This window comes from Betaproteobacteria bacterium, assembly GCA_016720065.1.
GTDB lineage: Bacteria > Pseudomonadota > Gammaproteobacteria > Burkholderiales > Rhodocyclaceae > SSSZ01.
Window position 1 is genome coordinate 1,622,634 of record JADJXY010000002.1, and the last position, 26,396, is coordinate 1,649,029.

The following is a 26,396-nucleotide window of genomic DNA, read 5'->3' on the forward strand; positions in this document are numbered from 1 at the left end:
TCGCTCGCGCTCAAGGGTCGTAGTCGAAAACGCCGATCCGGTAACGCTCCGGTGCCGCCAGGGCCTCCTCCAGACCGCGGTAGGCGAAGGCGCCGGCGACCGGTTCCCAGGCCGCACCCCCCGGGATCTTGCCGATCTGCTGCAAGAAACGGAACTGACCCCGCAAGGGAGCCTCGCCTTCCGCGCGGGCCGGCACTTTCGGCGCCGAAGGAATGTCGAGGAGTTCCCGCCGCACGATGCGGACCGCTTGCTGCATGGCAAGCCCCCCGGCCCTGCCGCTCAAGTGCTCGCCATCGGCCAGGGTCCAGCGCACGGCGCGCTCGATGTTGGCGCCGTTCTGCCGCAGCCACGCGACGGCCCGGGCCAGGGCCGCGGCCAGATGCCGGACGGCCTCGGGGTGCCGCGCCTCGAAACTGCGGGAGACCACCAGAAAATCCGAACTGGGACTGCGAAACACGACCCGATGCGCCACCGACCGCTCCAGCGCAACGGCTGGGGCCGGCTCCCAGGCCGCAAAGGCGGCGATGCGGCCCTGGGCGAGGGCATCGGGCATTTCGTCAACCCCCATGGGGACCAGCTCGACGTCCTTCTCGGCGAGCCCCGCCGAAGTGAGCCCCTGCAACAGGGCGTAGTGGGCACTGGAACCTTCCACGTAGGCGACCCGCTGGCCGCGCAGGGCCGCCATCTGGGCCGCTTCCCGGGATACGACCGAGGTAAAGGTCTGCTTGGCCAGCCCCACCACCCACACCGGCTCTCGCAGCGCGGCAGTCAGGGTCGGCATGTCGCCCAGGAGCCCGGCTTCCAAACGCCCGCCTCCCAGGTAGGGAACCATGTCCGGCCCCCGCCGGAAGGGCAAGGCGCTGAAGCCTAATCCCAGCTGCCCAAGTTCAGCCCGGAAGATGCGGTCCCGCCGCAGCACTGCGCCCAGAACGCCGGTCGGAAAGCCCAGGGGCTGTACCCCCAGATCGAGGCGATCGTCCCGCGGCGTCAGATCGTAGCGATCCGTATAGGCCTCCGCCAGGACCGCGCCCGAGGCGGAGACGAGGAACAACCAGAGAAGCGCGCCGCGGATCATGTCATCTGCCTGATTTGGCCAACTTTCCAGCATGATAGAACACGGGAGACCGTGGCGCCGAACAATCCCGGTTCGGCACAAGCACGGGCATAATGGCCGTCCCCACCCAGACAGTCCTCCGCCCGATGAAATCCCTCCCCGCCCTGTGCAGGCCCTGCGCCGCCCTCGCCCTGGTTCTCGCCTTGAGCAGCCCCACACCGTTGGTCCTGGCCAACGAGGGCGCCGCTGCCCCGGAGCCAATCAAACTGACGGTGAATCTCGGCGACCCCGCCCGGGAAGGCCGTTATCTGCAAGTCGAATTGGTTCTGGAAGGCGCCGCCGAGGTGCTGCACGCCGTCACAGCCCACAAGCCCAAGGTGCTCCACGAACTCATCCTGATCCTGTCCAGCCAGGAAACCGGCCGGCTGCTCACCCTGGAAGGAAAACACGCCCTCGCCGAGGCCATCGTGTCAGGAATCAACAAGGTACTGCACGAGAGCCCCAAGTCCGGCCTTCAGGATGTGCTGTTCACCAGTTTCATCATCCAGTAGGCGGGTCCGAAGACCGGCTGGAGAGGCCGGAAAACCCGCCAGGCTCTGCTGGCGCCCTCCCTGTCAAGGCGGCATTTCCTTGTGCCAGGCTATTACTTATGGCATAAGTACGGCCCATGTACGACTTTTCGGGCGCTCCCCATGCCGAGCCGGACCCACACGCCAGAACGCCGCCAGAGAATCGACCGCCGTCACGAGGATCTGGGGCCTCCACCGGGCCACGAAGAAAGGCGGCGCGCTCCTGAAAGGCGCCATCCCCGCGTCGAGCACGTCGAATTCGACGAACACATCGATGTCCCTCCGGTGCGGGAGAACCCCCGCCCCCCGGAAAGGTGAGGCGCGCCTCGCGCCCAAGTCTTCGCTGAAAGGCACGCTGCGGTCTTCCGTGCGTGCCCTTTGCCGCAGGACCGGGGTGGTCAACAGGTCTCTGGCCCGACGTTCCAGGACGGCCGGGATGCTCGCCTTTCAGCCGATCGCGGTCGTATTGGCCCTTCCGCCCGCCAGACAGGCATAGCGAGAGGGGAGAGAACCCGGCAAATCCCGGCCCAGCAGGAGCGCCTCGGCGTCCGCCAGAGGTGCTCCGCTGGCCAATACCCATTCCGCCAGGTGCGCGAAGGCGGCCAGACGCATCCAGAACAGCGCCTCTTCGTTCAAGCGAATCGTCATCGCCGCCCTCCCCAGCCTGTAGCCGCCTTGGGCGGGCGAGAAGGATGATGCGGGGTCCGGCCGCATACAGTTTTCCGGGCCATGCTGCACCTCCGTCACTGTCAGTTTCCCGACAAAACGCCGGGTACGAAGGCTATCGAGCAAGAATCGCTCCCGGGAAGAGTGCCGGGAATCAGGTCCGTCCAGGCCGCTCTTTTGATGCATGGTCATGCCCCTTGCGGCGAGGCTGTGTAAACTGCCTCCTGGTCTCCTTCTCACGGATGTTTCATGGATCACGCCCTAGGACCGGATCTCGCTGCCGTCTGGTTGACCCTGCGGCTCGCCACGGTGGTCACGGCACTGCTCCTCATCCTCGGCACCCCCCTGGCCTGGTGGCTGGCCCGTACCCGCTCGCCCTTGAAGAGCACGATCGCCGCGGTGGTGGCGCTGCCCCTCGTTCTGCCGCCCACCGTCCTGGGTTTCTACCTGCTGGTCGCCCTCGGCCCCCACGGACCGGTCGGACGCCTGACCGAGGCTCTCGGCATCGGCCTGCTGCCCTTTACCTTCCCGGGGTTGGTGGTGGGTTCGCTCATCTATTCGCTGCCTTTCGTCGTCCAGCCGGTCCAGAACGCCTTCGAGGCCATAGGCGAACGCCCCCTGGAGGCCGCGGCGACGCTGCGGGCGAGTCCCTGGGATACTTTCTGGTCCGTCGCATTGCCCCTGGCCCGCCCCGGACTGGTGAGCGGCGCAATCCTGGGCTTTGCCCACACAGTGGGCGAATTCGGCATCGTGCTGATGCTGGGTGGCAATATCCCCGACAAGACCCGCGTCGTCTCCGTTCAAATCTACGACCACGTCGAGGCCCTGGAGTACACCCAGGCCCACTGGCTGGCGGGAGGAATGGTGCTGTTCAGCTTCATCGTCCTGCTCGCCCTCTATACCCTCAACCGGCCCAGGAATCGGCAGGCGTGAGCAACGCATCGATCCACGCCCGCTTCCGCATCCCGCGCAAGGATTTCGTTCTGGATGTCGATCTCGTCCTGCCCGGCAACGGGGTGACTGCCGTATTCGGCCCTTCCGGTTGCGGCAAGACAACCCTGCTGCGCGCCCTGGCCGGCCTGGAACGGACTCCCGGGGGCTACGCGGCCATCGGAAACGAAGTCTGGCAGGACGACTCCCGCGGAATTTTCGTTCCCCCCCACCGCCGCGCCCTGGGCTATGTCTTCCAGGAGGCGAGTCTGTTCGACCACCTCTCGGTCAGACAGAACATGGAATTTGGATTGGTGCGTACCCCATCTGCACACCGCGCCTTCCGCACGGAAGAGATTGCCGAGTTACTGGGGGTAGCGGGACTCCTGGACCGGTGGCCCGCCGGACTTTCCGGCGGTGAGCGCCAACGGGTCGCCATCGCCCGTGCCTTGCTCAGCACACCACGCCTCCTCCTCATGGACGAGCCCCTGGCGGCCCTGGACCTGAAGCGCAAGCGGGAAATTCTTCCTTACCTGCAACGCCTGCACGCCGAACTGTCGATCCCGGTGCTCTACGTGAGTCATGCCCCCGGTGAAGTCGCGCGCCTGGCGGATCATCTGGTTCTGCTTGACGGGGGACGCGTGGCCGCCCATGGCCCCCTGGGCGACACCCTGGCCCGCATCGATCTGCCGGCTGCATTTTCGGACAATGCGGGCGTCGTTCTCGACACCGTCCTCGCCAGCCATGAGCCGGATCACCTGTCCCGACTCGAATTTCCCGGGGGTCACATGCTCGTTGCCCAGCGGCCGGAGGATGCCGGAACCCGCCTGCGCTGCCGCATCTACGCCCGGGATGTCAGCCTGGCCCTGGATCGCCCCCTGGGTACGAGCATTACCAATTTGCTCCCGGCCACCGTGGTCGCGGTCGCCCCGACCCACCAGCCCGGTCACGTGCTGGTACAACTCCGTCTGGGCGATACCCTTCTGCTGGCACGCATCTCCGAGCGCTCTCGCCGCGAACTGGCCGTGGAACCGGGACTACGCCTCTGGGCACAGATCAAGGCCGTAGCCCCCCTGGCCTGAACTCCGGCCGGCACCGTGCACCGTGGTCAAACCGCGCACCACCATGCCGTGCCGCAGGCCAGGCGATTACGTGCACAGGCCACCCGGGACAGCAACCCCGGCGGGAGTCAGGCAGCGAAGGTGTAACCGTGCTGCATCTTTTCCAGCCGGCTGATTTCGGCCCGCAGAGCCGCCTGCTTGCCCGCGGTGATCATGCACGTCCCATTGCGCCATTCGAAACGCACGAGGTGGGGACGGACCCCGGCCCTGTAGAGGGCATAGGCGACCTTATCGATGCCCGGCTGCTCCAGGCGCCGACCATCATTGAGTTCGGCAATGAATTCGTCTTTGAACCACACCACATTTGCGCTGAGTGCCATAGCCGTACCTCCTCTTCCATGCGTAGCTTAAGTCCACGCCCCCCAGCATGCCTGTGAGAGATTGCACAGTTGTTGCGACTCGACTTTGCCCAACCGCGCATTTCCTGAAGACAGATCAAAGTCCGCCGGGTCGCGGTTCTGGCATGTTCAGCACTTCCCTTCGCCGCTTTCAGAATGTCCCACGCTGCGCAGATGTCCGGTACCGCCCGTCGCTTTCCCGGCAACAAGGGGATCTGGGTGGGAATCAGTTGCGAATTTCTGGAATTCGCGGTGATGTTCGCCCTGTACTTCATCGCCCGCGCCCACCATCCCGAGGCCTTCGTGGCCGGGGCAGAGCGTCTTTCCCGGATTGCAGGCACGGCCATCACCCTGGTGATGGTGAGCAGCAGCTTTCTCGTGGCAGCATCGGTCGATGCCTTGCGTGCGGGCTTGCGCCCCAGAGCCCTGGCCTGCCTCAGCGCAGCGCTCGTTCTCGCCCTGGCTTATCCGCTGGTGAAGTTCCTGGAGATCGGGTGGAATCTGGACCAGGGTATCGGCGGGAATTCCGGGATTTTCTTCACCGTCTACTACTACCTGACCTTCAACCATCTGGTCCATGCCTCCTGGGGCATCATCGGCATGGTCTGGGTTCTCGCCCGCCTGGCCTGGGGCGCCTATACGCCTGAAGAACACTCCGGCCTGGAAGCCCTCGGCAGCTACTGGCACGCGACCGACATCATCTGGCTGGTGATTTTTCCCCTTTTCTACGTCGTCAATTGAACGTCCGCTCGCGACTCCCTTCCCTCACGCTGGTCTGGCTGGCCCTCGTTGCCCTTTCCCTGGGTAGCCTGGGCTTGGGAGGCTGGCTGCACGGTTCGCCCTGGCTTCCACTACTGGTGGCGGCGATCGTTTGGTGCAAGTGCTTTCTGGTCGCACGATGCTTCATCGAGGTGGGGAGCGCCCACCCCTTCGTGGCGCGGGTCGTGGCGGTCTTCATCGCCCTGGCGCCGGCAGCCCTGGTACTGACCTCATTCTTTGGTGACGCCATCGCCCGCTGGGCGAGCCTGTAGCTTCGCCGCCGCCTGGCAGGGTTGGCTCAGGAGTCTTCTTCTTGCGGAAGCGGCGGCTGGGGACGGCTCATGACGTAGAGCACGCCAGAGCAGCAGAGCAGGAATGCCACGCCGGCCAGGGCGCTCGGTGCCCAGCTGTCGGCGAGTCCGCGAGTCTGCAAGAGCCAGACGAAGAGCGCGACGACGGGCAGGGCAAGGAGCGCGCAGAAAATTGCGGTGGCCAGGGCAATCTGCTGCCCGACGTGGCGTTTCATGGCACTTCCTCCACCTGGAGCCAGACGGAGCGGGACTCGCTCACGTCCTGGGTTGAAAGATTGACGCCGCTCCGGTCTCCCGCTGCAGCCCGACGGCCGCCGCCGCCCAATTCGATCCACTCGCCCAGACGACCGCTGACGGTGGTGCTCAGGCGTTGGGTGGCCACGCTGCCTCCGGGACCGGCCGCATCGGCCTGCTGGCTGATGTCCAGCGTCACGCGGTCCCCTGCGAGACGGGGTATGGCATAGAAGCCCTGTCCCACATCGCGAAACACCGTGGTTTCACTGGCGACGACGCCCCCCGGTCCGATGACGACCTGGCGCAAAGGAATGGCCAGGGAGCGACCGATCTGAATGAAAGCGGACGCGCCTTCGAGCGTCTGCACGCTCTGTTCGCCGGAGTCCCGCCGCACGCTGCGGGTATCCCACACCTGCGCACCGGCTTCGACACGACGGGTACTGCCCAGGGTGACCTGGGCGCTCCCCGACGCACCGCGGCGTTCGATTTCGGCCTGCCTGTTCTGACTGACGCGGATGATCAGACGCCGCGCGGGGGTGTCGATGGCGGCCAGGGCGCGCTTGATTTCCTCGCGGTTGCGAGGGCTGGCGCGCAGGAAGAGCTGATTGTTCATGCCGCTCAGCGATCCTCCAGGCTCGACCAGGGGCAGCAGGACAGGTAGCACCTTGTCCACTGTCTGGCTGCGCAAAGGGATGACTTCAAGCTGTTGCTGAGCCCAAGCGGAACTGCAAACGAACAGAAGAAGACAAAACAGGCGCTGGAACATGGGGGGGCGATCGCGCAAAGTCAGGCGGTATTGTGGGCCAGGGCGAGGTATTCGCGGGAGTTCATTTCGGTCAGGCGGCTGACGGTGCGGACAAATTCGCCGGCCTGTGTTCCTTCCGTATAGAGATCCCGCGGCGGGACGGTCGCCGTGGCGATGAACTTGACCCGGTGATCGTAGAAAACATCCACCAGCCAGGTGAAGCGACGGGCTTCGGAAGCCTGGTGGACGGTCATTTTTGGAATGTGGGAGAGCAGCACCGTATGGTAGCGGCGGGCGATCTCCAGGTAGTCGTTCTGGGAGCGGGGGCCGCCGCACAGGGTCTTGAAATCGAACCAGATGACGCCGTTGGCCCGGCGCAGGGTGTCGATGTCGCGGCCCAGCACCTCGATCCTGCCCCCCTTCTTTCCTTCTTCTCCGGCCACCCTGCGAAAAGAGTCGAGCATTTTTCGCTCCGCCTCACCATCGTCGGGGAAATGGTAAATCTCCACCTGTTCCAGGGTACGCAGGCGGTAATCGATTCCGGCGTCCACCTCGACGATGTGCATGCGCTCCTTGAGCAGCGCGATTGTCGGCAGAAAACTCTCGCGGTGCAGGCCGTCGGGGTAGAGCTTGTCCGGCGGATAGTTGGAGGTCATAACGAGGATGACTCCCCGTTCGAAAAGGCCGTCCAGCAGCCGCCCCAGGATCATGGCATCGGCGATGTCGGAGACGTGGAATTCGTCGAAGCAGAGCAGGCGCACGTCCTTGGCAATGTGCTCGGCCACCTTGAGCATGGGGTCGGCCTCGCCTTTGCAGGCATCCAGATCCCGGTGGATTTGCTGCATGAAGGCGTGGAAGTGGACGCGCTTTTTGCGCCGGTACGGGACAGCGTTGAAGAAACAATCCATGAGAAAGCTCTTGCCCCGTCCGACCCCACCCCAGAAATAGACACCCCGGGGTGGCTTGGGCGGCGCCAGCAGACGCTTGAAGGTGCTGCCACGGGCGACCTTGAAGTCCAGCAGGTCACCGTAGAGGCGCTGCAGGGATTCCGCCGCCGCCTGTTGGGCGGCATCGGCCACGTAGCCGAGGCTCTGCAGCAGCCCAAAATAGGCGTCAAGCATGCCGGTGGCGGAGACATTGAGTTTTCGGTGGGGCATGAGTTCTTGTCGTGGGGCCAGTGCGGCATTCTGCCAAAGAAAAAGGCGGGTGCGTCGCCGCCACCCGCCTTGTGCGTCGCCGCCACCCGCCTTTTCAGGCGCTACGTGCTTCCGATTCAGAAGTGGATGGCGCGCTTGTCGCAGGCCAGGGCCGCTTCGTGGGTGATTTCGGAGAGCGTCGGGTGGGCGTGGCAGATGCGTGCCAGGTCTTCCGAGGCACCGCCGAATTCCATGGCCACCACGGCTTCGGCGATCAGCTCGGAGGCATTGGCGCCGATGATGTGCACGCCGAGGATGCGGTCAGTCTGGGCGCAGGCCAGGATCTTGACGAAGCCGGTGGGATCGCCCATGCCCAGGGCCCGGCCGCTGGCCAGGAAGGGCACCTTGCCGGCCTTGTAGGCGACTCCGTCGGCCTTCAACTGCTGCTCGGTCTTGCCGACCCAGGCGATTTCCGGGCTGGTGTAGATGACGAAGGGAACGGTGTCGAAGTTGCAGTGACCGGCCTGGCCGGCGATCAACTCGGCGACCATGATGCCTTCCTCGGAGGCCTTGTGGGCCAGCATGGGGCCGCGCACCACGTCGCCAATGGCCCAGACGCCCGGCAGGTTGGTCTGGCAGTGGCCATCGACGTCGACCATGCCGCGGTCGGTGAGCTTCAAGCCCACGGCTTCGGCATTCAGACCGTCGGTATTGGGGATGCGGCCGATGGAGACGATCAGGCGATCGGCGTCCAGTGTCTGGGCCTTGCCATCCTTATCGGTATAAGCGATGGAGACGCTCTTCTTGGTGGTCTTGATGTCGCCCAGCTTGACGCCAAGTTTGATGTCGAGACCCTGCTTGGCGAAGACCTTGGCGGCCTCCTTGGCTACATCCTGGTCGGCGACGGAAAGGAAGTCGGGCAGAACTTCCAGGATGGTGACTTCGGACCCCAGACGACGCCAGACGGAGCCCATTTCCAGGCCGATGACGCCAGCGCCGATGACGGCCAGATTCTTGGGAACGGATTCCTGATCCAGGGCCCCTTCGTTGTCCATGACGATCTTGTTGTCCACGGGCAGGCCGGGCAGATGGCGGGCCTTGGAACCGGTGGCGATGATGACCTGCTTGGCCAACACTTCCTCATTGCCGACCTTGACCTTCCAGCTGTCGCCTTCCTGGGCGACAAAGGAGCCGTGGCCGGCCAGGAAGGTGACCTTGTTCTTCTTGAACAGGCCCTTGATGCCGGAGGTGAGCTGATTGACGATGGTGTCCTTGCGGCCCTTCATGGTGGGCACGTCGATGCTGGGCTTGCTCACCTTGATGCCCTGGGCGGCGAAGGCGTGGCCGGCTTCCTCGAACAGGTGGGAGGTATGCAGCAAGGCCTTGGACGGGATGCAGCCGACGTTCAGGCAGGTGCCACCGAGGCGGGGCTCGCCCTTGGGGTCGGCGTAGGGATTGGATTCACAGCAGGCGGTATTGAAGCCCAACTGGGAGGCGCGGATCGCCGCCACATAGCCGCCGGGACCGCCGCCGATGACGAGCACGTCAAATTGCTTGGACATGGTTCAACCTTTCGATGTTCGGATGTGCAAAGCGCCAGCGCCCTTGTGAGACGCTGGCGCCCGAGCGACGTCGATTAGACGCCGAGGAGCAGACGAGCCGGATCTTCCAGCGCTTCCTTCATGGTCACCAGACCGAGGACGGCTTCGCGGCCGTCGATGATGCGGTGGTCGTAGGACATGGCGAGGTAGTTGATCGGGCGCACCACGACCTGACCATTCTCGACCACGGCCCGATCCTTGGTGGCATGAATGCCGAGGATGGCCGACTGGGGCGGGTTGATGATCGGGGTGGAGAGCATGGAACCGAAGACACCGCCATTGGAAATGGAGAAGGTGCCACCGGTGAGTTCTTCGATGGACAACTTGCCGTCCTTGGCCTTGTTGCCGAATTCGGCGATCTTTTTCTCGATCTCGGCCACGGTCATCTGGTCGGCGTTGCGCAGGATGGGCACAACCAGACCGCGGGGCGAGCCGACGGCAATGCCGATGTCGATGAAGCCGTGGTAGACGATGTCGTTGCCATCGACGGAGGCGTTGAGCACCGGGAACTTCTGCAGGGCAGCGCAGGCGGCCTTGACGAAGAAGCCCATGAAGCCCAGGCGGACGCCATGGGTCTTTTCGAACTTTTCGGCGTATTGCTTGCGCAGGGCCATGATGGGCCCCATGTTCACTTCGTTGAAGGTGGTCAGGATGGCGTTGGTCGACTGCGATTCGACCAGACGCTGGGCGACCCGCGCGCGCAGCCGGGACATGGGCACGCGCTGCTCGGTGCGGCTGGCCTGCACATCGATGCCCGAGGTGGGAACCGGCAGGGTCGCGGCAGCGGCAGCGGCCGGGGCAGCAACGGGGCCGGCGGCGGGCGCGGCGGCCTTCTGGGCGCCAACGGCGTCTTCCTTGGTCACGCGACCGCCACGGCCCGAGCCCGAGACGTCGGAGGCAGCGATGCCCTTTTCGTCCAGGATCTTGCGGGCGGCGGGGCTGGCCGTACCGGCAGGAGCCGCGGCGGCGGGTGCCGGAGCGGCAGCCTTTGGCGCGGCCGCCTTGGCGGCGGGGGCCGCGGCGCCGGCCTTGGCTTCCGTGTCGATCCGGGCGATGAGTTCGCCGGAGGTGACGGTTTCGCCGTCACCCTTGATGATTTCCACCAGGACACCGGCGTCCGGGGCGGGAACTTCGAGGACGACCTTGTCGGTTTCGATGTCGATGACGATCTCGTCACGGGCAACGGCTTCGCCGACCTTTTTCTTCCAGGACGCCAGCGTGCCTTCGGCAACGGACTCGGAGAGCTGGGGGACTTTGACTTCGATAATGCTCATGATGGCTCCACTCGTGCAGTGTTATCAGTACTCGATCTTGCCCAGGGCGGACTCGACCAGAGCTTTTTGTTGCTGGTTGTGCTTGGCGAGATACCCTACCGCCGGCGACGACGAGGCGGGACGGGACACCAGGAGCAGTTTCTGGGTGCCGCCCAACTGGGTATCCAGATGGTGGCGGGAAGCGATCCAGTACCAGGCGCCCTGGTTGCGCGGCTCTTCCTGACACCAGACGATTTCCGTCGCCTTGGGGTACTTGGCGAGTTCCTTGGCCAGGGAATCCTGGGGGAAGGGATAGAGCTGCTCCAGACGCACGATGGCGATGTGGTTGAGCTTCTGCTCGCGGCGGGCGGCGACCAGGTCGTAATAGACCTTGCCGCAGCACAGGACAACCCGGGTTACCTTTTTGGCGTCGAGTTTGTCCACTTCACCGATGACGCGCTGGAATTCGCCGTTGGCCAGATCTTCCAGGGGCGAGCAGGCGTCCTTGTGGCGCAGGAGGGACTTGGGCGACATGACGATCAGCGGCTTGCGCTGCATGCGGACCGCCTGACGCCGCAGCATGTGGAAGACCTGGGCGGCCGTGGTGGGCACGCAGACTTCCATGTTCAGCTCGGCACAGGCCTGCATGTAACGTTCCAGACGGGCTGAGGAGTGCTCCGGACCCTGGCCCTCGTAGCCGTGGGGGAGCAGCATGACCAGGCCGCAGGCCCGGCCCCACTTGGCTTCGCCGGAGGAGATGAACTGGTCGACGACCACCTGGGCGCCGTTGGCGAAGTCGCCGAACTGGCCTTCCCAGATCACCAGTTCATAGGGGTTGGCGGAGGCGTAACCGTAGTCGAAGCCCAGGACAGCCTCTTCCGACAGCACCGAGTCGTAGCACTGGAAGCCGGCCTGCTTCTCCTGCAGGTGCTGCAGGGGATAGTAGGTGCCTTCGTTCCAGTTCTCGCGGTTCTGGTCGTGGAAGGCGGCGTGGCGGTGGAAGAAGGTGCCGCGGCCGACGTCTTCGCCGGAAATGCGCACGCCGTAGCCAGAAACCAGCAGGGAGGCGTAGGCCAGGTTCTCGGCCATGCCCCAGTCGACCGGCAGCTTGCCGTCGCCCATGGCAGCGCGATCCTCGACGATCTTCTTGACCCGGGAGTGCAGGGTGAAGCCGGCTGGAAGCGTGGTCAGGCGCTGGGCCAGACGCTGCAGATCCTTGGCCGGTACGCGGGTGTCGCAGGTCTCGATGTAGTTCTTGGCGAGGAAGGGCATCCAGTCGATGGTATTGGGATGCTTATAGCCGGCCAGGACCGGGTTGTAGAGCAATTCGCCCTTGTCGAGGTGATCGCGGTACTGGGCGATCATCTGGTCGGGACCGTCTGCCGGCAGCACGCCCTCGGCGATCAGCTTGTCGCCGTAGAGCTTGCGGGTGCCCGGATGCTGGCCGATCTTCTTGTACATCAGCGGCTGGGTGACCATCGGCTCGTCCTGCTCGTTGTGGCCGAGTTTTCTGAAGCAGACGATATCCACCACCACATCCTTCTGGTACTTCTGGCGGAACTCCATGGCCACCTGGGTGGCCAGCGCCACGGCTTCCGGATCGTCTCCATTGACGTGGAAGATGGGCGCTTCCGCCATCTTGAAGATGTCCGTGCAGTACAGGGAGGAGCGGTAGTCACGGGGATCGCTGGTGGTGAACCCGATCTGGTTGTTCACCACGATGTGCAGGGTGCCCCCGGTGCCGTAGCCGCGCGTCTGGGCAAAATTGAGCATTTCCTGATTGACGCCCTGCCCTGCCACGGCAGCGTCGCCGTGCACCAGAACCGGCAGAACCTTCTGCTTGCCCACCGCGCCGCGCCGCACCTGGCGGGCGTAGACCGAGCCTTCCACCACCGGATTGACGATTTCCAGGTGCGAGGGGTTGAAGGCCAGGGTCAAGTGGCAGGGGCCGCCCGGGGTGTAGACGTCGGAGGAGTAACCCAGGTGGTACTTGACGTCGCCGGCCGAGAGATCGCTCTTCTTCTTGCCTTCGAACTCGTCGAAAAGCATGGCAGGAGCCTTGCCCAAGGTATTCACCAGCACGTTCAGGCGACCCCGGTGGGCCATGCCGATGACCACTTCATCGACCCCCAGCCGGCCACCGGTACGGATGGCTTCATCCATGGAGACGATGAGGGACTCGCCCCCTTCGAGGGAGAAGCGCTTCTGACCGACGTAGCGGGTATGCAGGTAGCGCTCCAGGGTCTCTGCGGCAGTCAGTCGCTCGAGCAGACGCTTCTTTTGCTCCGGGTTGTAGGAGCCACGGGAGCGAATGGTCTCCAGCCGCTCCTGCAACCAGCGCTTCTCGCCGTAGTCGCTCATGTACATGTATTCGACGCCAATGGAGCCGCAGTAGGTCTGCTTCAGGGCCTCGACGATGTCGCCCAGCTTGGCGTTCTCCGGCGTGCCTTTGAAGGAACCGGCGTTGAAGGTCTTGTTCAGGTCGGAATCCGAGAACCCGTAGAAGGAGAGTTCGAGTTCGGGGATCGCCGGGCGGGGCATGCGCTTGAGGGGATCCAGGTCGGCCCAGCGGGTGCCGAGAAAGCGATAGACGTTGATCAGTTGGATGACGCCGACCTGCTTTTTGCCGTCCTCGCTGGACACCGGGGATGCGGGCCGGAACCCGCCGTCCTTGGCCAGTTCCGCAAAGGCGGCGATGACCGGTGCGTGGGGCACGTCGCGGGCGACGTAACCCGGCATCTGGGTCAGGCGGTCGAAATAGTCGCGCCACTCTTCGGGCACGGCGGTCGGATTATTGAGATAGTTCTCGTAAAGCTCTTCGACGAAGGGCGCGTTGCCGCCGAAGTACATCGAACTGTCGAACAATTGCGTCATCGTGGTCATGAATGTCCCCTATTGGGTGTTATGGCTACCCGCGTGCCGGCCTTGAGGTGACACCGCGGCTACTGCTTGAAAAAAAGGCGACCCGCAGGCCGCCTTTTCTTGGTCGCGCTCAGGCGCGCTGAGCGAGCGGTACGACGTCGCGCTTGGCAGCGCCAATGTAGAGTTGACGGGGCCGACCGATCTTGTACTCGGGGTCGGTGATCATTTCTTCCCACTGGGTCATCCAGCCAACGGTACGGGCGAGGGCGAAGATGCAGGTGAACATCTCGGTGGGAATACCGATGGCCTTCTGGACGATGCCGGAATAGAAGTCCACGTTCGGGTAGAGCTTCTTCTCGACGAAGTAGGGATCTTCCAGGGCGATCTTTTCCAGTTCCATGGCCAACTTGAACAGGCGGTCGTTCTGCAGACCCAGTTCCTGGAGCACGTCGCCGCAGACCTTGCGCATGAGCTTGGCGCGGGGGTCGAAGTTCTTGTAGACGCGGTGACCGAAGCCCATGAGCTTGAAGGAATCGTTCTTGTCCTTGGCGCGATTGATGTATTCGCCCACGCGGGACACGTCGCCAATCTGTTCCAGCATCTGCAGGCAGGCCTCGTTGGCGCCACCGTGGGCCGGGCCCCACAGACAGGCGATACCCGCGGCGATACAGGCGAAGGGATTGGCGCCGGAGGAACCGGCCAGACGCACCGTGGAGGTGGAGGCGTTCTGCTCGTGATCGGCGTGCAGGGTGAAGATGATGTCGAGGGCGCGGACCAGCACCGGGTTCGGCACGTACTTCTCGCAGGGGTTGCCGAACATCATGCGCATGAAGTTGGAGGTGTAGTCCAGCTCGTTATCCGGATAAATGAAGGGCATGCCGGTGCTGTACTTGTAGGCCATGGCGACGATGGTCGGCATCTTGGCCACGAGGCGATTGAAGCTGACGTTGCGGTGATCGACGTCGGAGAAGTCCATGGCGTCGTGGTAGAAGGCAGACAGGGCGCCGACCACCCCGGTCATGACGGCCATCGGGTGGGCATCGCGACGGAAACCGGAGTAGAACTTGGTCAGTTGCTCGTGGACCATCGTGTGGTTCTTGATGGTCTTCTCGAACTGGGCTTTCTGGGTGGCGTTGGGCAACTCGCCGTTCTTCAGGAGGTAGGTGACTTCCAGGAAGTTGCACTGTTCCGCCAGTTGTTCGATGGGGTAGCCGCGGTAGAGCAGTTCGCCCTTGTCGCCGTCGATGAAGGTGACGCGGGATTTGCAGCTGGCGGTGGAGAGGAAGCCCGAGTCATAGGTAAACAAACCGGTCTTGGCGCCAAGGGTGCGGATATCGACACAGTCGTTGCCGTGGGTCGGAGACATGATCGGGAAATCGACGGGAGCCTGTCCATCGATGCTCAGGGTTGCCTTGCGTTCGGTCGTCATGGTTACTTCCCTTTTTCAGGTGTGGTCACTTCGCTGCAAAAAAACGGCAAGCCCCTACTGTAGGGGGCCTACCTTACTCAACTCTTACGTAACAGAGCCACGATGGGGGCGAAACGGAGATCATGACATTCGGCCTGACCGCTAATCAAGTACCAAAGGTCGTGATCCTCCATCAGGACTAGTTCTTCGAAGACCAATTGCTGCTGTTCATCAAGCTTTTCGAAGCCGTCGTCGAGAAAACGCGTCAGCGCAATATCCAGTTCCAGCAGAGCCCGCCGAACACATCGCCAGCGCATCCGCTCGTATCGCGCGCGATCCATCATCAGTCTGCGATCCGTCTGACAGCCGGGGCGAGGGGCGATGTCCGACCGCTTGCCACGGCAGCACGGCAAACGAGTTCAGTACGGCACCACCTCACCGGGAACATGGATCAGACGGCGCGGCGGACCATCATGTCCTTGATCTTGCCGATGGCCTTGGTCGGGTTGAGACCCTTCGGACAGACATCGACACAGTTCATGATGGTGTGGCAGCGGAACAGACGATACGGATCCTCGAGGTTGTCGAGGCGCTCGTTGGTGGCCTGGTCGCGGGTGTCGGCGATGAAGCGGTAGGCGGCCAAGAGGCCGGCCGGGCCGACGAACTTGTCCGGGTTCCACCAGAACGACGGGCAGGAGGTCGAGCAGCAGGCGCACAGGATGCACTCGTAGAGGCCGTTCAGCTCTTCGCGATCTTCCGGCGACTGTAGGCGCTCGCGCTCCGGCGGGGGGTCGTTGTTGATGAGGTAGGGCTTGATCGAGTGGTACTGTTTGAAGAACTGGGTCATGTCCACGATCAGGTCGCGGATGACCGGCAGGCCGGGCAGCGGGCGCAGAACGATGGGCTGCTTGAGCTCGTCGATGTCCTGCAGGCAGGCCAGGCCGTTCTTGCCGTTGATGTTCATGGCGTCGGAACCGCAGACGCCTTCACGGCAGGAGCGGCGGTAGGACAGGGTGTCGTCCTTGGCCTTCAACTTGGTCAGGGCGTCCAGCAGCTTGCGGTCGGTGGGTTCGAGTTCCACCGAGATGTCCTGCATGTAGGGCGCGTCGTCCTTGTCCGGATCGTAGCGGTAGATGCTGAATTGAACCGTACGCTTGGTCATGTTTTTCTCCGATCAGTAGGAGCGCGTCTTGAGCGCGATGGGTTCGACGGACAGCGGCTGCATGGTCACCGGCTTGTAAACGATTGTGTTGTCAACCGGGGAGAACAGCGTGTGCTTGAGCCATTCCTTGTCGTTGCGGCCGTTGGGGAATTCCGGGGTATCCGGCGCATCGTCACGGACGTGGGCGCCGCGGGATTCCTTGCGGGCTTCGGCAGAGATCATGGTGGCCTTGGCGACTTCGATCAGGTTTTCCATCTCGAGGGCTTCGGTCCGGGCCGTGTTCCAGGCCATGGATTTGTCCTTGATCTCGAGTTGGCGAGCGGCCTTTTCGACTTCCAGGATCTTGCTCACGCCCTGCTTCAGCATGTCGCCGAAGCGGAAGACGCCGGCGTGGTCCTGCATGGTGCGCTGCATGGCCAGACGGGTTTCATGCACGTTGGCGCCGCCCTTGCGGTTGTCGATGGCGCTGATGCGGGCCAGGGACTTTTCGGCGGCGTCCTTGGGCAGGTCGCGGTGGGCCTTGCCGCCCTTGAGGTCTTCCACGGCGGAATCGCCGGCGGACTTGCCGAAGACCAGGAGGTCGAGCAGGGAGTTGGTGCCCAGGCGGTTGGCGCCATGGACGGAGGCGCAGGCGCACTCGCCGCCGGCGTAGAAGCCGGGGACCACGGTGTTGGCGTTGCCGTTCTGGGGCACGACGACACGGCCGGAGTAATGGGTCGGGATGCCGCCCATCTGGTAGTGACAGGTCGGCACCACCGGCAGCGGTTCCTTGATGCAATCGACGCCGGCGAACTGGATGCCGATTTCGCGGATGCCCGGCAGGCGCTTCAGGATGGTGGCGGGGTCGAGGTGGGTGATGTCGAGCAGGACGTAGTCCTTATTGACGCCACAGCCGCGGCCTTCCTTGATTTCGGTAGCCATGGCGCGGGAAACCACGTCGCGGGACGCGAGATCCTTGGCGTTCGGCGCATAGCGCTCCATGAAGCGCTCCTTGCTGCTGTTGCGCAGGATGCCGCCTTCGCCACGGACGCCTTCGGTAATCAGCACGCCGGCACCGGCCACGCCGGTGGGGTGGAACTGCCAGAACTCCATGTCTTCCAGCGGGATGCCGGCACGGGCCGCCATACCCAGGCCGTCACCGGTATTGATGAAGGCGTTGGTGGAGGAGTAGAAGATGCGGCCGGCACCGCCGGTCGCGAAAATGGTGGCGCGGGTGTGGAAGATCACCACCTGGCCGGTTTCCATTTCCATGGCGGTGACGCCGACGACATGGCCTTCGGCGTCGCGGATCAGGTCCAGGGCCATCCATTCCACGAAGAACTGGGTGTTGGCCTTGACGTTGCGCTGGTACATGGCGTGCAGCATGGCGTGACCGGTACGGTCAGCGGCCGCGCAAGAGCGACGCACCGGCTTTTCGCCGAAGTTGGACATGTGGCCGCCGAAGGGACGCTGGTAGATCTTGCCGTTGTCGGTACGGTCGAAGGGCATGCCGTAGTGCTCGAGCTCGACGACCACTTCGTTGGCCTTCTTGCACATGAACTCGATGGCGTCCTGGTCGCCGAGCCAGTCGGAACCCTTGACGGTGTCGTACATGTGCCACGTCCAGTGATCTTCCTCGGAGTTGCCCAGGGAGGCCGCGACGCCACCCTGGGCGGCGACGGTGTGGGAACGGGTCGGGAAAACCTTGGACAGGACGGCGGTCTTGAGGCCGGCCTCGGACAATTGAATGGCCGAACGCAGACCGGCGCCACCGGCACCGACGATGACTGCATCAAACTTCAGAACAGGAATACTCACGCTTACAGCCTCCAGAGAATCGCAGCAGCCCACGCGGTGTAGCCCACCAGCGCGGTCGCGGTCAGCACGTGCAGGGTCAGACGCAGGCCGGTCGGCTTGACGTAGTCCATCCAGATGTCGCGCACACCGATCCAGGCGTGGTAGAACAGGCTGACGAAAAAGAGGAAGGTCACGAACTTGATAAAGCCGTTGGCGAACACACCTTGCCAGGCTTCGAAGGTGCTCGGACGACAAATCAGCAGGACAGCGGCCATCAGCACCGAGTAGACGGCCATGATGACGGCGGTGGCACGCTGGACGATCCAGTCCTTGAGGCCGTAGTGGGCCCCGACGACGATACGGTTGATCACAGCAGCGCCCCCCACAGGATCAGGGTGAGCGGGATGCTCACGGCCAGAACCGCCGCGGCGGACTTGCTGGCGCCTTCCTTCTCGATACCGATGTGCAGATCGAGCAGCAGGAAGCGGATGCCGGCGCAGAAATGATGGCAGTAAGCCCAGATCAGGCCCGCCAGGACGACCTTGGCCGGCAGGGTCGAGGCCACGGCCTTGAAGGTGGCGAAGGTTTCGGGAGACGTCAGGCTCGCACCGAACAACCACAGCACAACGGGCAGGCACAGGAAAAGACCGGCGCCACTCACCCGGTGCAGGATGGAGACCTTGCCCGGCAAGGGCAGTCGAATCGTCGTCAAGTCCAAGTTCTTTGGACGCTTCTTGATGGTCATTTCTGCCATGAACGTCATCCCTCGCGAAGTGTGCGGTAGTCCGCTTTTACGTGGTTTAAAAGTCCGTAATTATACATTCAAAACCGGGAGGAAGCCCCTGAAAACGGCGCCAATAAAGCTAAGCCGTAAGGATTAGGCTCACCCCAGTTCGTTCAGATAATGATGCCTGCGCGTGCTGTAAAGACCCCGCCGCCACTCGACGGGCTTGTTGCCGTAGGTGAAGGCCGTACGCTCGATCAACAGGAGCGCGCTCCCCTCCCCGACGGCAAGAAGTTTCGCACTGTGCGCATCGGCGGAGACCGCCCTAAGACGCTCTTCGGCCCGGATCATGCGGACTCCGTAATCATTCTCGAACAGGCTGTAAAGGGAACGCTCGGAAGCGCGCAGGCGCTCCAGGGTCAAGCCGGGGAAAAGCTCACCGACCAGGTATATCTGATCCAGGACGACCGGCTCTCCTTCGAAGCGCAGCAAGCGCTCGACCGCCACCACCGGATCGCCGGTCGCAATCTGCAGGGCTGCGGCCACCTCGGCCGAAGCCGCGAGGTTGCGGCACGACAAGGGCTCGCTCACCGAGTGTTCGTTGGCGCCGCTGTCCGGGATCAAACGCAGAAAACGGTAGGCTGAACGGGGGTCGTCATGGGTGGCCACGAAGGTCCCCTTGCCCTGGCGGCGCACCAGGAGGTTTTCGGCCGCCATTTCGTCGATGGCTTTTCTGACCGTTCCCTGGCTGACGTTGAAGTGTGCGGCGAGTTCGGCTTCGCTGGGAATCGCGTCCCCTGGGCCCCATTCGCCCTCCTCCAGGCTCTTGATCATGAATTCCTTGATCTGCCGGTAGAGGGGGCTGAAGGTGGGCGAGGGCGAGCGCGTGACCGGGCGGGAAGCTTCGCGATTCATGGGAGGAATTTCATCACAAATCCCCCGGAGCGTCCATAAAAAGTTGTCTTATATAAGACAGATGACGAATTGACACTCCGACGCGAAGCTTCTAACATCTGCCGTCTCCGCGCCCGCCCGGGCGTTCGAGGTTCCGCCCCTTATCCACGCATCCCACATCATCAGGAGAGACATATGTCCAAAGCTCCCATGCGCGTCGCCGTTACCGGCGCCGCCGGCCAGATCGGCTATAGCCTGCTTTTCCGGATCGCTTCCGGCGAAATGCTTGGCAAAGACCAGCCGGTCATCCTCCAGCTGCTTGACCTGCCGCAGGCCCAGCAGGCCGTCAAGGGCGTGATGATGGAGCTCGAAGACTGTGCCTTCCCGCTGCTGACCGGCATGGTCGCCACCGACGACCCCAACGTTGCCTTCAAGGACGCCGATGTCTGCCTGCTGGTTGGCGCCCGCCCCCGCACCAAGGGCATGGAGCGTGCCGACCTGCTGACCGCCAACGGCGCCATTTTCACCGTCCAGGGCAAGGCCATCGCCGAGAACGCCAAGGAAGACGTCAAGGTTCTGGTCGTCGGCAACCCCTGCAACACCAACGCCTACATCGCCGCCGCCGCCGCCAAGAAGGTTGGCCGCACCAACCCCAACAACTACCACGGCATGCTGCGCCTGGACCACAACCGCGCCCTGTCCCAGCTTGCCGGCAAGACCGGCCGCGCCGTTTCTTCCCTGAAGAAGCTGGTCGTGTGGGGCAACCACTCCCCCACCATGTACGCCGACTACCGCAGCACCACCTCCAACGGTGACAGCGTCAAGGCCCTCATCAACGATCAGGCCTGGAACAACGACGTCTTCCTGCCCACCGTCGGCAAGCGGGGCGCCGCCATCATCGAAGCCCGGGGTCTTTCTTCCGCCGCCTCCGCCGCCAACGCTGCCATCGACCATATCCGCGACTGGGTGCTGGGTTCCGACGAATGGGTCACCATGGGCGTTCCCTCGGACGGTTCCTACGGCATCCCCAAGAACATCGTCTTCGGCTTCCCCTGCGAGTGCAAGGGCGGCTCCTTCAAGATCATCCAGGGCCTCGAAATCGATGCCTACAGTCAGGAGAAGATCAACCTGACCCTGAAGGAACTCACCGACGAGGCCGAAGCGGTCAAGGACATGCTGTAAGCGTCCTCGAACTTCGACCCCTCAGAAACCGCGGGCCCGTCCCGCGGTTTTTTTTGCCCCTACCAACCCAGGTGAACCAGTTCCGCCACCTTGGCAGCCAGACTCGCCAACAAGGCATCCCCCGCCCGCCGACCGGGCGTTCCATCACCGGGGGTGCGATAGGCCAGGACCACGGTCGCCGGAGCGGCGGTACGCTGGTATACGACCATGGACATCGGGCACAGGGCGACCTGCGCAGCATCTTCCTCGACCAGTTGCCATGCCAGCCTGGCGCTACAGAACTGAACCACGAGGGCATCGGAAAACGGGCTCTCGCGCCGCCCCAGGTCCCCGGCAGTTCGCTCCAACATGCGATTGAACGGAATCGTTGCCGTCACCACCAGTCCGGAACCCTCGATGGATTCGACCAGCGCCTCTTTCACGCCCCCGAAACTCGCCCCCGGGAACTCGATGCGCCTGACCACCGCATCCTGGGCCACGCTCTGGAAAGGCAAGGCGCTGAGCAGGGCAAGGGAAAAGGCAAAAAAAAGCGCCCTGACGGGCGCAAATGGCAGATGAGGGAAGACATCTGACGCACGAAATGCGAGTCGAAGCTTGGTCGAATCCACAGCAACCGGCCGTCTGGCCAGGAGCAACTCCCTGCCCCCTACCCACGCTCCGGTCAGGAACTCGCGGCGGCCCCCTTTGCCACCGTTGTCCGCATTCGATCGCATTCCACCCAATCTTGCGAGTGTCGTGCCAGCCTTACCCCGGGTGACCGCAGTGTCCAAACCCCACGCTTTTTCGGGCGTTTCCACCCAGCCGGAAGATTTGGAGCCGCCCACGCGGAAAAATCTCTGCGTCCAGAATCGCAACACTTGACTGCTCCACTGCACCGTAAAGGAACACTCGCGATGTTACCGCGCCAAAGACAAGAAAAACGCCCTCCGAAGAGGGCGAAAACAAGGGCTTAAGGAGACCGTCGGTACACCAGGGTGCCGAGTAGGGCGCAGATTATGGCGCAGACGGTATCGGCCGACCCGGGAAATTTTCCCGCCGGGATCCACAGGGGGCCACGCCGCTTTGGTCAGGCGCCCTCGCTGACCGGATCTCGCAGGGGCATGAAGACCCTGCCGCGAGATCAGAAGCTGTAGGCGAAGCTTCCCCCAGCAAGCCAGTTAATTCCAGGCGCCGATTCGTAAAAGCGCCCGTTGCCGTCACCGACGATGACCGACCCGACGTACTGCTTGTCGAACAGGTTGTCGACGCGCAGAAAGCCCTTCATCAGCCAGGGTCCGACCCGTCGATCCAGGCCAAAACGAAGGTTGGCGACCGTATAGCCCGGCGCGGGGCGGGCTCTCCCGTCTCCGGGATATCCTGAAACCACGGCTTTGCCGTTGGTGTCATCCACATAGACCTTGCTGCGCGCCACGATTTCCAGGGCGGTATGAAAGCCGCTCGCCGCGTGACGCCAGGCAATTTCGCCGAACAGGCTGGACGCGGGAATGCCGGGCAGACGATTTCCCTTGGGAATGAGCACCGCCGAGGAGGGTGTCCCGGCCCGGGTGACGAAACTCTCCTCGTAGGTCGCCCGCAGGGCGGTGTACGCGATTCGGGTGCTGAACCCGTGGGCCCAGATGGAATCCAGACCCAGTTCGAAGCCGCGGCGCCTGGTTTCCCCGGCGTTGCGGAAACTGGTCCGCCCACCGGAGGATTGATCGACCACCAGTTCGTCTTCCGTATCGACCCGGAAGAATGCGGCATCGATGCGGGTCGCCTCCCCCAGAAAGGCTTTGAGGCCGATTTCCCGGTGGCGACTGGTGGCGGGCTCCAGATCGAAGGCGAAACTGCCGTCCGTACCCGAATAGAACAGTTCGTTGAAAGTGGGCGCCTCGAACCCCCGGGCGAAGCTCGCGTAGAGATTGGCCGCAGGCGACAGCTTATAGGTGACCGCCGCAAGGGGGGTGGTGCGTCGGTAGGCAACCGATCCGCTGTCGTCGAGATTGTTGCTCGACGCGGCATCGATATAGTGATCGCGCACACGGAAGCGGATGGAGCTGTGCCTGACCCCGGCGGTGAAACCCCAATGCTCCCCCTGCCATTCGGACTGCACATAGGGATCGGTCGTCGTCACCCGGTCGGTCTCGTCCCGGCGCAAGCGCCCCCTGACCCCACAGACCGTCCCTCCCACGCCACAAGTCAGCGCTGAGCTGAGGCTGACGCTATCGGTGGCGGTAAAGTTTTCGAATCCACGACGATCATCCGTGGCCGACTCGTGGTCGATCCCCAGGGTCGTGGACAGCTTGCCCCCCGCCAGGTCATGGCGCAGTATCCAGCGCGCGCTCAGGCCCGAAAATTCGCGGTCGAAGTCGATCACCCCTCCGGAGTGCTTGCGCAGAGCAGAGCCCGCTGCGGTCCCGACCCGCACCCGCTGGGAGGCGAAGGGAATCGACTGATACTGGATCACCGAGCGCTGCCCCGCGTAGGCCGAAAGCTGCAGGGAGTCTGAACCGAACTGCCTTTCATAGTGAGCCCCCATCTGCAGATGGTCGATGCTCTTGCGGGTGTTGTAATCCGTCGCATTACTGACCACCGAGCGCGGATCGTCCCGGTAGGCATCCCAGTCGAGGCCCAGGGGATCCTTCGTGTCCGGCTGACGAAAATTGTTGACCACGATATTGAGCTTGCTGACCGCATCGGGGCGGAAAGTAAGCTTGGCCATCTGCTGGTCCCGGGTCACCGCACTATGGTCACGGTAGCCTTCGCTGGCAAAGCGCGAGGCATCGATGACGTAGCCAACGCCCGCCGCCTCGCCCTGGCTGGCGACATCCACCTTCCAGGACGCGAAACTCCCTGCCGACAGATGGCTTTCGACCACCGGCTTGCCCGACCCTTCCGGCGTGAACACCTGGATGACCCCCCCGGCATGGTTGCCATAGACGGCCGACAGCGGACCGCGCAGAACCTCCATCCGCTGCGCCCGGTCCAGATTGAAGGTCGCCGCCTGCCCCTGCCCGTCCGGCATCGACGCCGGAATACCGTCACTGATCAGGCGGATGCCGCGCACCCCGAAGGCGGAGCGCGCCCCGAAGCCGCGGGAGGATATCTGCAAGTCCTGGGCATAGTTCTGGCGATTCAGGGCACTGATCCCCGGCACCGCGGCCAAGGCCTCGGAGGCATTGACCCGGCCTCGGTCGGCGTCGATGCGCGATCGATCAACCACGTCGATGGCCGCAGGCAGGTCGAAACTGCTGTGTTCGACGCGGGACCCCGTCACGACGACCGGGTCAAGGGTGAGCGCCGGAGTCTCCGCGCGGGGGGTGAGGGGAAAGACGAAGGCAAGGGCAAGCGCCAGCGGCGACTGGCGGAACAAGCGGGGGAATCGAGGCATGATCGAACGTTTGAATGACTGCGCCGCATCTCGCGGCAAAGGTCCACTTGGCGCTGGCCGCCCCCTGCCGCAAGCGGCACGGCGGGCCTGCAACCCGCTGGAAGGGAACCCCGGCGCCCCTTGGAAAGTAATCACAGTACTCTGGACCGGTCCTGGACCTGAAGCCGCCTGTGACGCCGGGCGAGAGACTGCAGCCACCGCCCAATGGCGGCCGGAAGGGAACGTTTCCGGCCGCGGCGGTGATAGTGCCCGATGCGAATCCTGGACCGGCGGCCTCGGGCTTTCCACCGGCTGCATCGACGAGCGGATTGTCGCCCCTGGACAGCAGCGGCGCACCGGGGAAATCTTGGCAAGGCCCTCATGGTTTTCTGGAGCGCTGTGCCACAATGCCGGCACGGAATCCCACAAGCCGTCATAGAACGGCGAAAGCGGCCAAACTGACTTTGGTTCTAGGCCAAAAGTACTATGGCACATAACGTGCTTTTTGATCTCGGTCATAAGAGCTCGGATAAAACGAAGCCAATTCAAGGCGGTTCCGTCGAAATTACTTAGGAGGAAGCAAGGCTCATGAAATCGGAAGATCTATTGCGATCGGTCCTCGAAGTGGAGGCCCCCTGGCAAATCGTCAAGGTCAGGGACGATCTCGGCAAGCGGCAGGTGGATGTCTGGGTTGCCCAGCAAACGGGGCGCAGCGGGTGGTTTTTTGGCTCGAAGGCCACGGTTCCGCAGGATAGGGAACAGGTCTGGCGCCATATCAATCTGGGCGGCTCACGCTGCCTGATTCACGCCGTTCCCGCCGTTATGCCAGGCGGCCAGGCTCCCCTGTGGTGCGGCGATGGCGACCTCCCCTTCACCCGGGCCATGTCCCGCCAGATCGCCTCGATGCTTCTGGAAGGGGTCAAGTTCCAGAGCATTTGCTCGATCCTCGACGTCACCGTGGCCGACCTCTGGAAGTTCAAGCACAGCCTGGATAGCGGCAAGGCCGGCCTGTCTTCGGCCCCCCCGCCGCCTCCGGCCGCCGCCGCTCCATCCACGCGCGTGCCCGAGGCCGACGACCCGGTCTGGGAGAAACTCCTCGACGGCTCGACCAATATCGATATCCGCGTGCTCAGCCTCAAACTCCTGCTCACCAAGCTGCGTGAGCAGATGCGCGTGATCACCGATGCCGAGGTCCGCGTCCTCAAAGCCTACGAATTGCAGCGCTACTTCCTGCGTTACGAGCAAATGCTGGGTCACGAACTCGGCCAGTTGGGCCGTTAAACCGGCGGCCAGAAAAGGATAACAAGCGTGAATACCAAAGATGGATTGATGCCCGTCGCTCAGGCCGCAGACCTGATCCGGGCAGGGAAGTACCTGTGCATCGCCGGCGACGAGCAGGCCCTGCGCCAGCTCCCTGCGGGCAACTGGATTGGCGGCACGATTCCCTACTTCATGACCCGGGACGGCGGCAAGATCAGCCGGGATCAGGTCTTCGTGAACGAAATCACCGGCTTCTCAGCCCCGCCGACCCTGCGCCTGTACGACAGCGATGCCCTGCCCCAGCTCTGTCGCAATGCGCCGGAAAACGGCTACACCATCCTCATCGTTCCTGCCTTCAGCGACTGCCACGGCAGCTTCGCCCAGAATGCGCCCAATTACGAAGACATGTACATGAAACCGGTGATCGGCTGGATCGCGGGCGTACACCTCGACGACCTGGGCAAGGTGACCCCCAAGGCGGTCCTCGGAACCACAGGCGAATTCAGCGAACAGCAGTCGGTGGCCATGGATGTGCCTCTGCCTCCCAACAAATTTGCCCGCATCGACATCGTCAATCTTTTCCAGCCGGGAAGCGGCGATACGATCACCTTCTCCGAGACGGGATTCGCAGTCACGAACTGCCAGATCAATGGCAAACCGACCAATCTCGCCGACTATCTCATCGGCAACGGGACCGATACGCGCCTGCCTCTTGTGGCGGATTATTGCGGCGCCATGGTCAACGTCAGCATCAAGGGCATCGACGCCAACGCCCGCCGGGTGGATTTCTACGCGCCGGTCTTTCCCGGGCTGGACTACAAGATTGCCGCCCCGGTCACCGACTACGTCACGAGCTTCCAGGCCGCACTCCCCAGGATCGAATCCGGCATGTCCTTCTCGTGCAACTGCATCCTGAACTTCCTGTACTCGGGACTGGAAGGCAAGCGTACGGCCAATGTCACCGGACCCATGACCTTCGGCGAAATCGGCTACCAGTTGCTCAATCAGACTTTGGTCTATCTGACGGTCGAAGGCTGAGCGTCGCCAGACGCCGCCGCGAAG

General features: G+C 63.5%; 26 protein-coding genes. 8 read left to right on the forward strand and 18 right to left on the reverse strand.

The genetic code is table 11. The features are described from left to right. Nucleotides 1-10: 10 nt before the first annotated feature. Nucleotides 11-1,075 (reverse strand): ABC transporter substrate-binding protein, encoded by a 1,065-nt coding sequence (locus tag IPM73_10765; GenBank protein MBK8918495.1) that lies wholly within the window; start codon nucleotides 1,073-1,075, stop codon nucleotides 11-13. Nucleotides 1,076-1,200: 125 nt separating this feature from the next. On the opposite strand from IPM73_10765, the gene IPM73_10770 reads away from it, so the two are divergent. Next, complete coding sequence (locus IPM73_10770; protein MBK8918496.1) at nucleotides 1,201-1,605, forward strand: flagellar basal body-associated FliL family protein; 405 nt, start codon at nucleotides 1,201-1,203, stop codon at nucleotides 1,603-1,605. A 465-nt stretch (nucleotides 1,606-2,070) separates the two neighbouring features. Here the strand turns inward: IPM73_10770 and IPM73_10775 are convergent, their stop codons facing one another. Next, nucleotides 2,071-2,415: a hypothetical protein gene (locus IPM73_10775; protein MBK8918497.1), complete on the reverse strand. Its 345-nt coding sequence runs from the start codon at nucleotides 2,413-2,415 to the stop codon at nucleotides 2,071-2,073. 123 nt (nucleotides 2,416-2,538) lie between these two features. On the opposite strand from IPM73_10775, the gene modB reads away from it, so the two are divergent. Beyond that, complete coding sequence (gene modB / locus IPM73_10780) at nucleotides 2,539-3,222, forward strand: molybdate ABC transporter permease subunit (GenBank protein MBK8918498.1); 684 nt, start codon at nucleotides 2,539-2,541, stop codon at nucleotides 3,220-3,222. Further along, on the forward strand, nucleotides 3,219-4,301 hold the full coding sequence (gene modC / locus IPM73_10785) for a molybdenum ABC transporter ATP-binding protein (protein MBK8918499.1): 1,083 nt from the start codon (nucleotides 3,219-3,221) through the stop codon (nucleotides 4,299-4,301). The genes modB and modC overlap by 4 nt, the downstream gene beginning before the upstream one ends. A 107-nt stretch (nucleotides 4,302-4,408) precedes the next feature. Here modC and IPM73_10790 read toward each other — a convergent pair whose 3' ends face one another. Beyond that, the gene (locus IPM73_10790; protein MBK8918500.1) at nucleotides 4,409-4,660 is read right to left on the reverse strand and encodes a hypothetical protein; all 252 of its coding nucleotides are present in this window, start codon (nucleotides 4,658-4,660) and stop codon (nucleotides 4,409-4,411) included. 174 nt (nucleotides 4,661-4,834) lie between these two features. Between IPM73_10790 and IPM73_10795 the strand changes: the two genes are divergently transcribed. Continuing rightward, complete coding sequence (locus tag IPM73_10795) at nucleotides 4,835-5,419, forward strand: cytochrome c oxidase subunit 3 family protein (GenBank protein MBK8918501.1); 585 nt, start codon at nucleotides 4,835-4,837, stop codon at nucleotides 5,417-5,419. Then, nucleotides 5,416-5,709 carry a hypothetical protein gene (locus tag IPM73_10800; GenBank protein ID MBK8918502.1) on the forward strand — a complete coding sequence of 98 codons (294 nt, stop codon included), beginning with the start codon at nucleotides 5,416-5,418 and terminating at the stop codon, nucleotides 5,707-5,709. Before IPM73_10795 ends, IPM73_10800 begins: the two co-directional genes overlap by 4 nt. 26 nt (nucleotides 5,710-5,735) lie before the next feature. Here the strand turns inward: IPM73_10800 and IPM73_10805 are convergent, their stop codons facing one another. The 13 genes from IPM73_10805 to IPM73_10865 form a co-directional block, all read right to left on the reverse strand. Then, nucleotides 5,736-5,963: a hypothetical protein gene (locus IPM73_10805; protein ID MBK8918503.1), complete on the reverse strand. Its 228-nt coding sequence runs from the start codon at nucleotides 5,961-5,963 to the stop codon at nucleotides 5,736-5,738. Further along, the gene (locus tag IPM73_10810) at nucleotides 5,960-6,670 is read right to left on the reverse strand and encodes a hypothetical protein (protein MBK8918504.1); all 711 of its coding nucleotides are present in this window, start codon (nucleotides 6,668-6,670) and stop codon (nucleotides 5,960-5,962) included. The genes IPM73_10805 and IPM73_10810 overlap by 4 nt, the downstream gene beginning before the upstream one ends. Before the next feature lie 98 nt (nucleotides 6,671-6,768). Further along, nucleotides 6,769-7,884, reverse strand: coding sequence for an AFG1 family ATPase (locus IPM73_10815; GenBank protein MBK8918505.1), 1,116 nt, complete (start codon nucleotides 7,882-7,884; stop codon nucleotides 6,769-6,771). 116 nt (nucleotides 7,885-8,000) lie between these two features. Beyond that, nucleotides 8,001-9,425, reverse strand: a complete 1,425-nt coding sequence (gene lpdA, locus IPM73_10820) for a dihydrolipoyl dehydrogenase (GenBank protein MBK8918506.1) — start codon at nucleotides 9,423-9,425, stop codon at nucleotides 8,001-8,003. A 74-nt stretch (nucleotides 9,426-9,499) separates the two neighbouring features. Then, nucleotides 9,500-10,738, reverse strand: coding sequence for a 2-oxoglutarate dehydrogenase complex dihydrolipoyllysine-residue succinyltransferase (gene odhB, locus IPM73_10825; GenBank protein MBK8918507.1), 1,239 nt, complete (start codon nucleotides 10,736-10,738; stop codon nucleotides 9,500-9,502). A gap of 24 nt (nucleotides 10,739-10,762) precedes the next feature. Beyond that, nucleotides 10,763-13,600: a 2-oxoglutarate dehydrogenase E1 component gene (locus tag IPM73_10830; protein MBK8918508.1), complete on the reverse strand. Its 2,838-nt coding sequence runs from the start codon at nucleotides 13,598-13,600 to the stop codon at nucleotides 10,763-10,765. A 109-nt stretch (nucleotides 13,601-13,709) separates the two neighbouring features. Beyond that, nucleotides 13,710-15,008 carry a citrate (Si)-synthase gene (gltA, locus tag IPM73_10835; protein MBK8918509.1) on the reverse strand — a complete coding sequence of 433 codons (1,299 nt, stop codon included), beginning with the start codon at nucleotides 15,006-15,008 and terminating at the stop codon, nucleotides 13,710-13,712. A 77-nt stretch (nucleotides 15,009-15,085) separates the two neighbouring features. After that, nucleotides 15,086-15,328: a succinate dehydrogenase assembly factor 2 gene (locus IPM73_10840; GenBank protein ID MBK8918510.1), complete on the reverse strand. Its 243-nt coding sequence runs from the start codon at nucleotides 15,326-15,328 to the stop codon at nucleotides 15,086-15,088. A gap of 110 nt (nucleotides 15,329-15,438) precedes the next feature. Continuing rightward, on the reverse strand, nucleotides 15,439-16,149 hold the full coding sequence (locus tag IPM73_10845) for a succinate dehydrogenase iron-sulfur subunit (protein ID MBK8918511.1): 711 nt from the start codon (nucleotides 16,147-16,149) through the stop codon (nucleotides 15,439-15,441). A gap of 12 nt (nucleotides 16,150-16,161) precedes the next feature. After that, the gene (gene sdhA / locus IPM73_10850; protein MBK8918512.1) at nucleotides 16,162-17,946 is read right to left on the reverse strand and encodes a succinate dehydrogenase flavoprotein subunit; all 1,785 of its coding nucleotides are present in this window, start codon (nucleotides 17,944-17,946) and stop codon (nucleotides 16,162-16,164) included. 2 nt (nucleotides 17,947-17,948) lie between these two features. Then, nucleotides 17,949-18,296, reverse strand: a complete 348-nt coding sequence (gene sdhD, locus IPM73_10855; protein MBK8918513.1) for a succinate dehydrogenase, hydrophobic membrane anchor protein — start codon at nucleotides 18,294-18,296, stop codon at nucleotides 17,949-17,951. Then, nucleotides 18,293-18,679, reverse strand: coding sequence for a succinate dehydrogenase, cytochrome b556 subunit (sdhC, locus tag IPM73_10860; protein MBK8918514.1), 387 nt, complete (start codon nucleotides 18,677-18,679; stop codon nucleotides 18,293-18,295). Before sdhC ends, sdhD begins: the two co-directional genes overlap by 4 nt. Nucleotides 18,680-18,808: 129 nt before the next feature. Then, a complete protein-coding gene (locus tag IPM73_10865; GenBank protein ID MBK8918515.1) occupies nucleotides 18,809-19,564 on the reverse strand; it encodes a GntR family transcriptional regulator in 756 nt (251 codons plus the stop codon). A gap of 174 nt (nucleotides 19,565-19,738) precedes the next feature. Here IPM73_10865 and IPM73_10870 point away from each other — a divergent pair, with 174 nt between their 5' ends. Further along, nucleotides 19,739-20,725 (forward strand): malate dehydrogenase, encoded by a 987-nt coding sequence (locus IPM73_10870; GenBank protein MBK8918516.1) that lies wholly within the window; start codon nucleotides 19,739-19,741, stop codon nucleotides 20,723-20,725. Nucleotides 20,726-20,784: 59 nt separating this feature from the next. On the opposite strand, the gene IPM73_10875 is transcribed toward IPM73_10870, so the two are convergent. Together IPM73_10875 and IPM73_10880 are read right to left on the reverse strand one after the other, a co-directional pair. Beyond that, the gene (locus IPM73_10875; GenBank protein ID MBK8918517.1) at nucleotides 20,785-21,219 is read right to left on the reverse strand and encodes a DUF302 domain-containing protein; all 435 of its coding nucleotides are present in this window, start codon (nucleotides 21,217-21,219) and stop codon (nucleotides 20,785-20,787) included. Between the two features lie 626 nt (nucleotides 21,220-21,845). Next, a complete protein-coding gene (locus tag IPM73_10880; GenBank protein ID MBK8918518.1) occupies nucleotides 21,846-24,095 on the reverse strand; it encodes a TonB-dependent receptor in 2,250 nt (749 codons plus the stop codon). Nucleotides 24,096-24,662: 567 nt separating this feature from the next. Between IPM73_10880 and IPM73_10885 the strand changes: the two genes are divergently transcribed. Together IPM73_10885 and IPM73_10890 are read left to right on the forward strand one after the other, a co-directional pair. Next, complete coding sequence (locus tag IPM73_10885; GenBank protein ID MBK8918519.1) at nucleotides 24,663-25,355, forward strand: hypothetical protein; 693 nt, start codon at nucleotides 24,663-24,665, stop codon at nucleotides 25,353-25,355. A 48-nt stretch (nucleotides 25,356-25,403) separates the two neighbouring features. Beyond that, nucleotides 25,404-26,372, forward strand: a complete 969-nt coding sequence (locus tag IPM73_10890) for a hypothetical protein (protein ID MBK8918520.1) — start codon at nucleotides 25,404-25,406, stop codon at nucleotides 26,370-26,372. The last annotated feature ends 24 nt before the right edge of the window (nucleotides 26,373-26,396 follow it).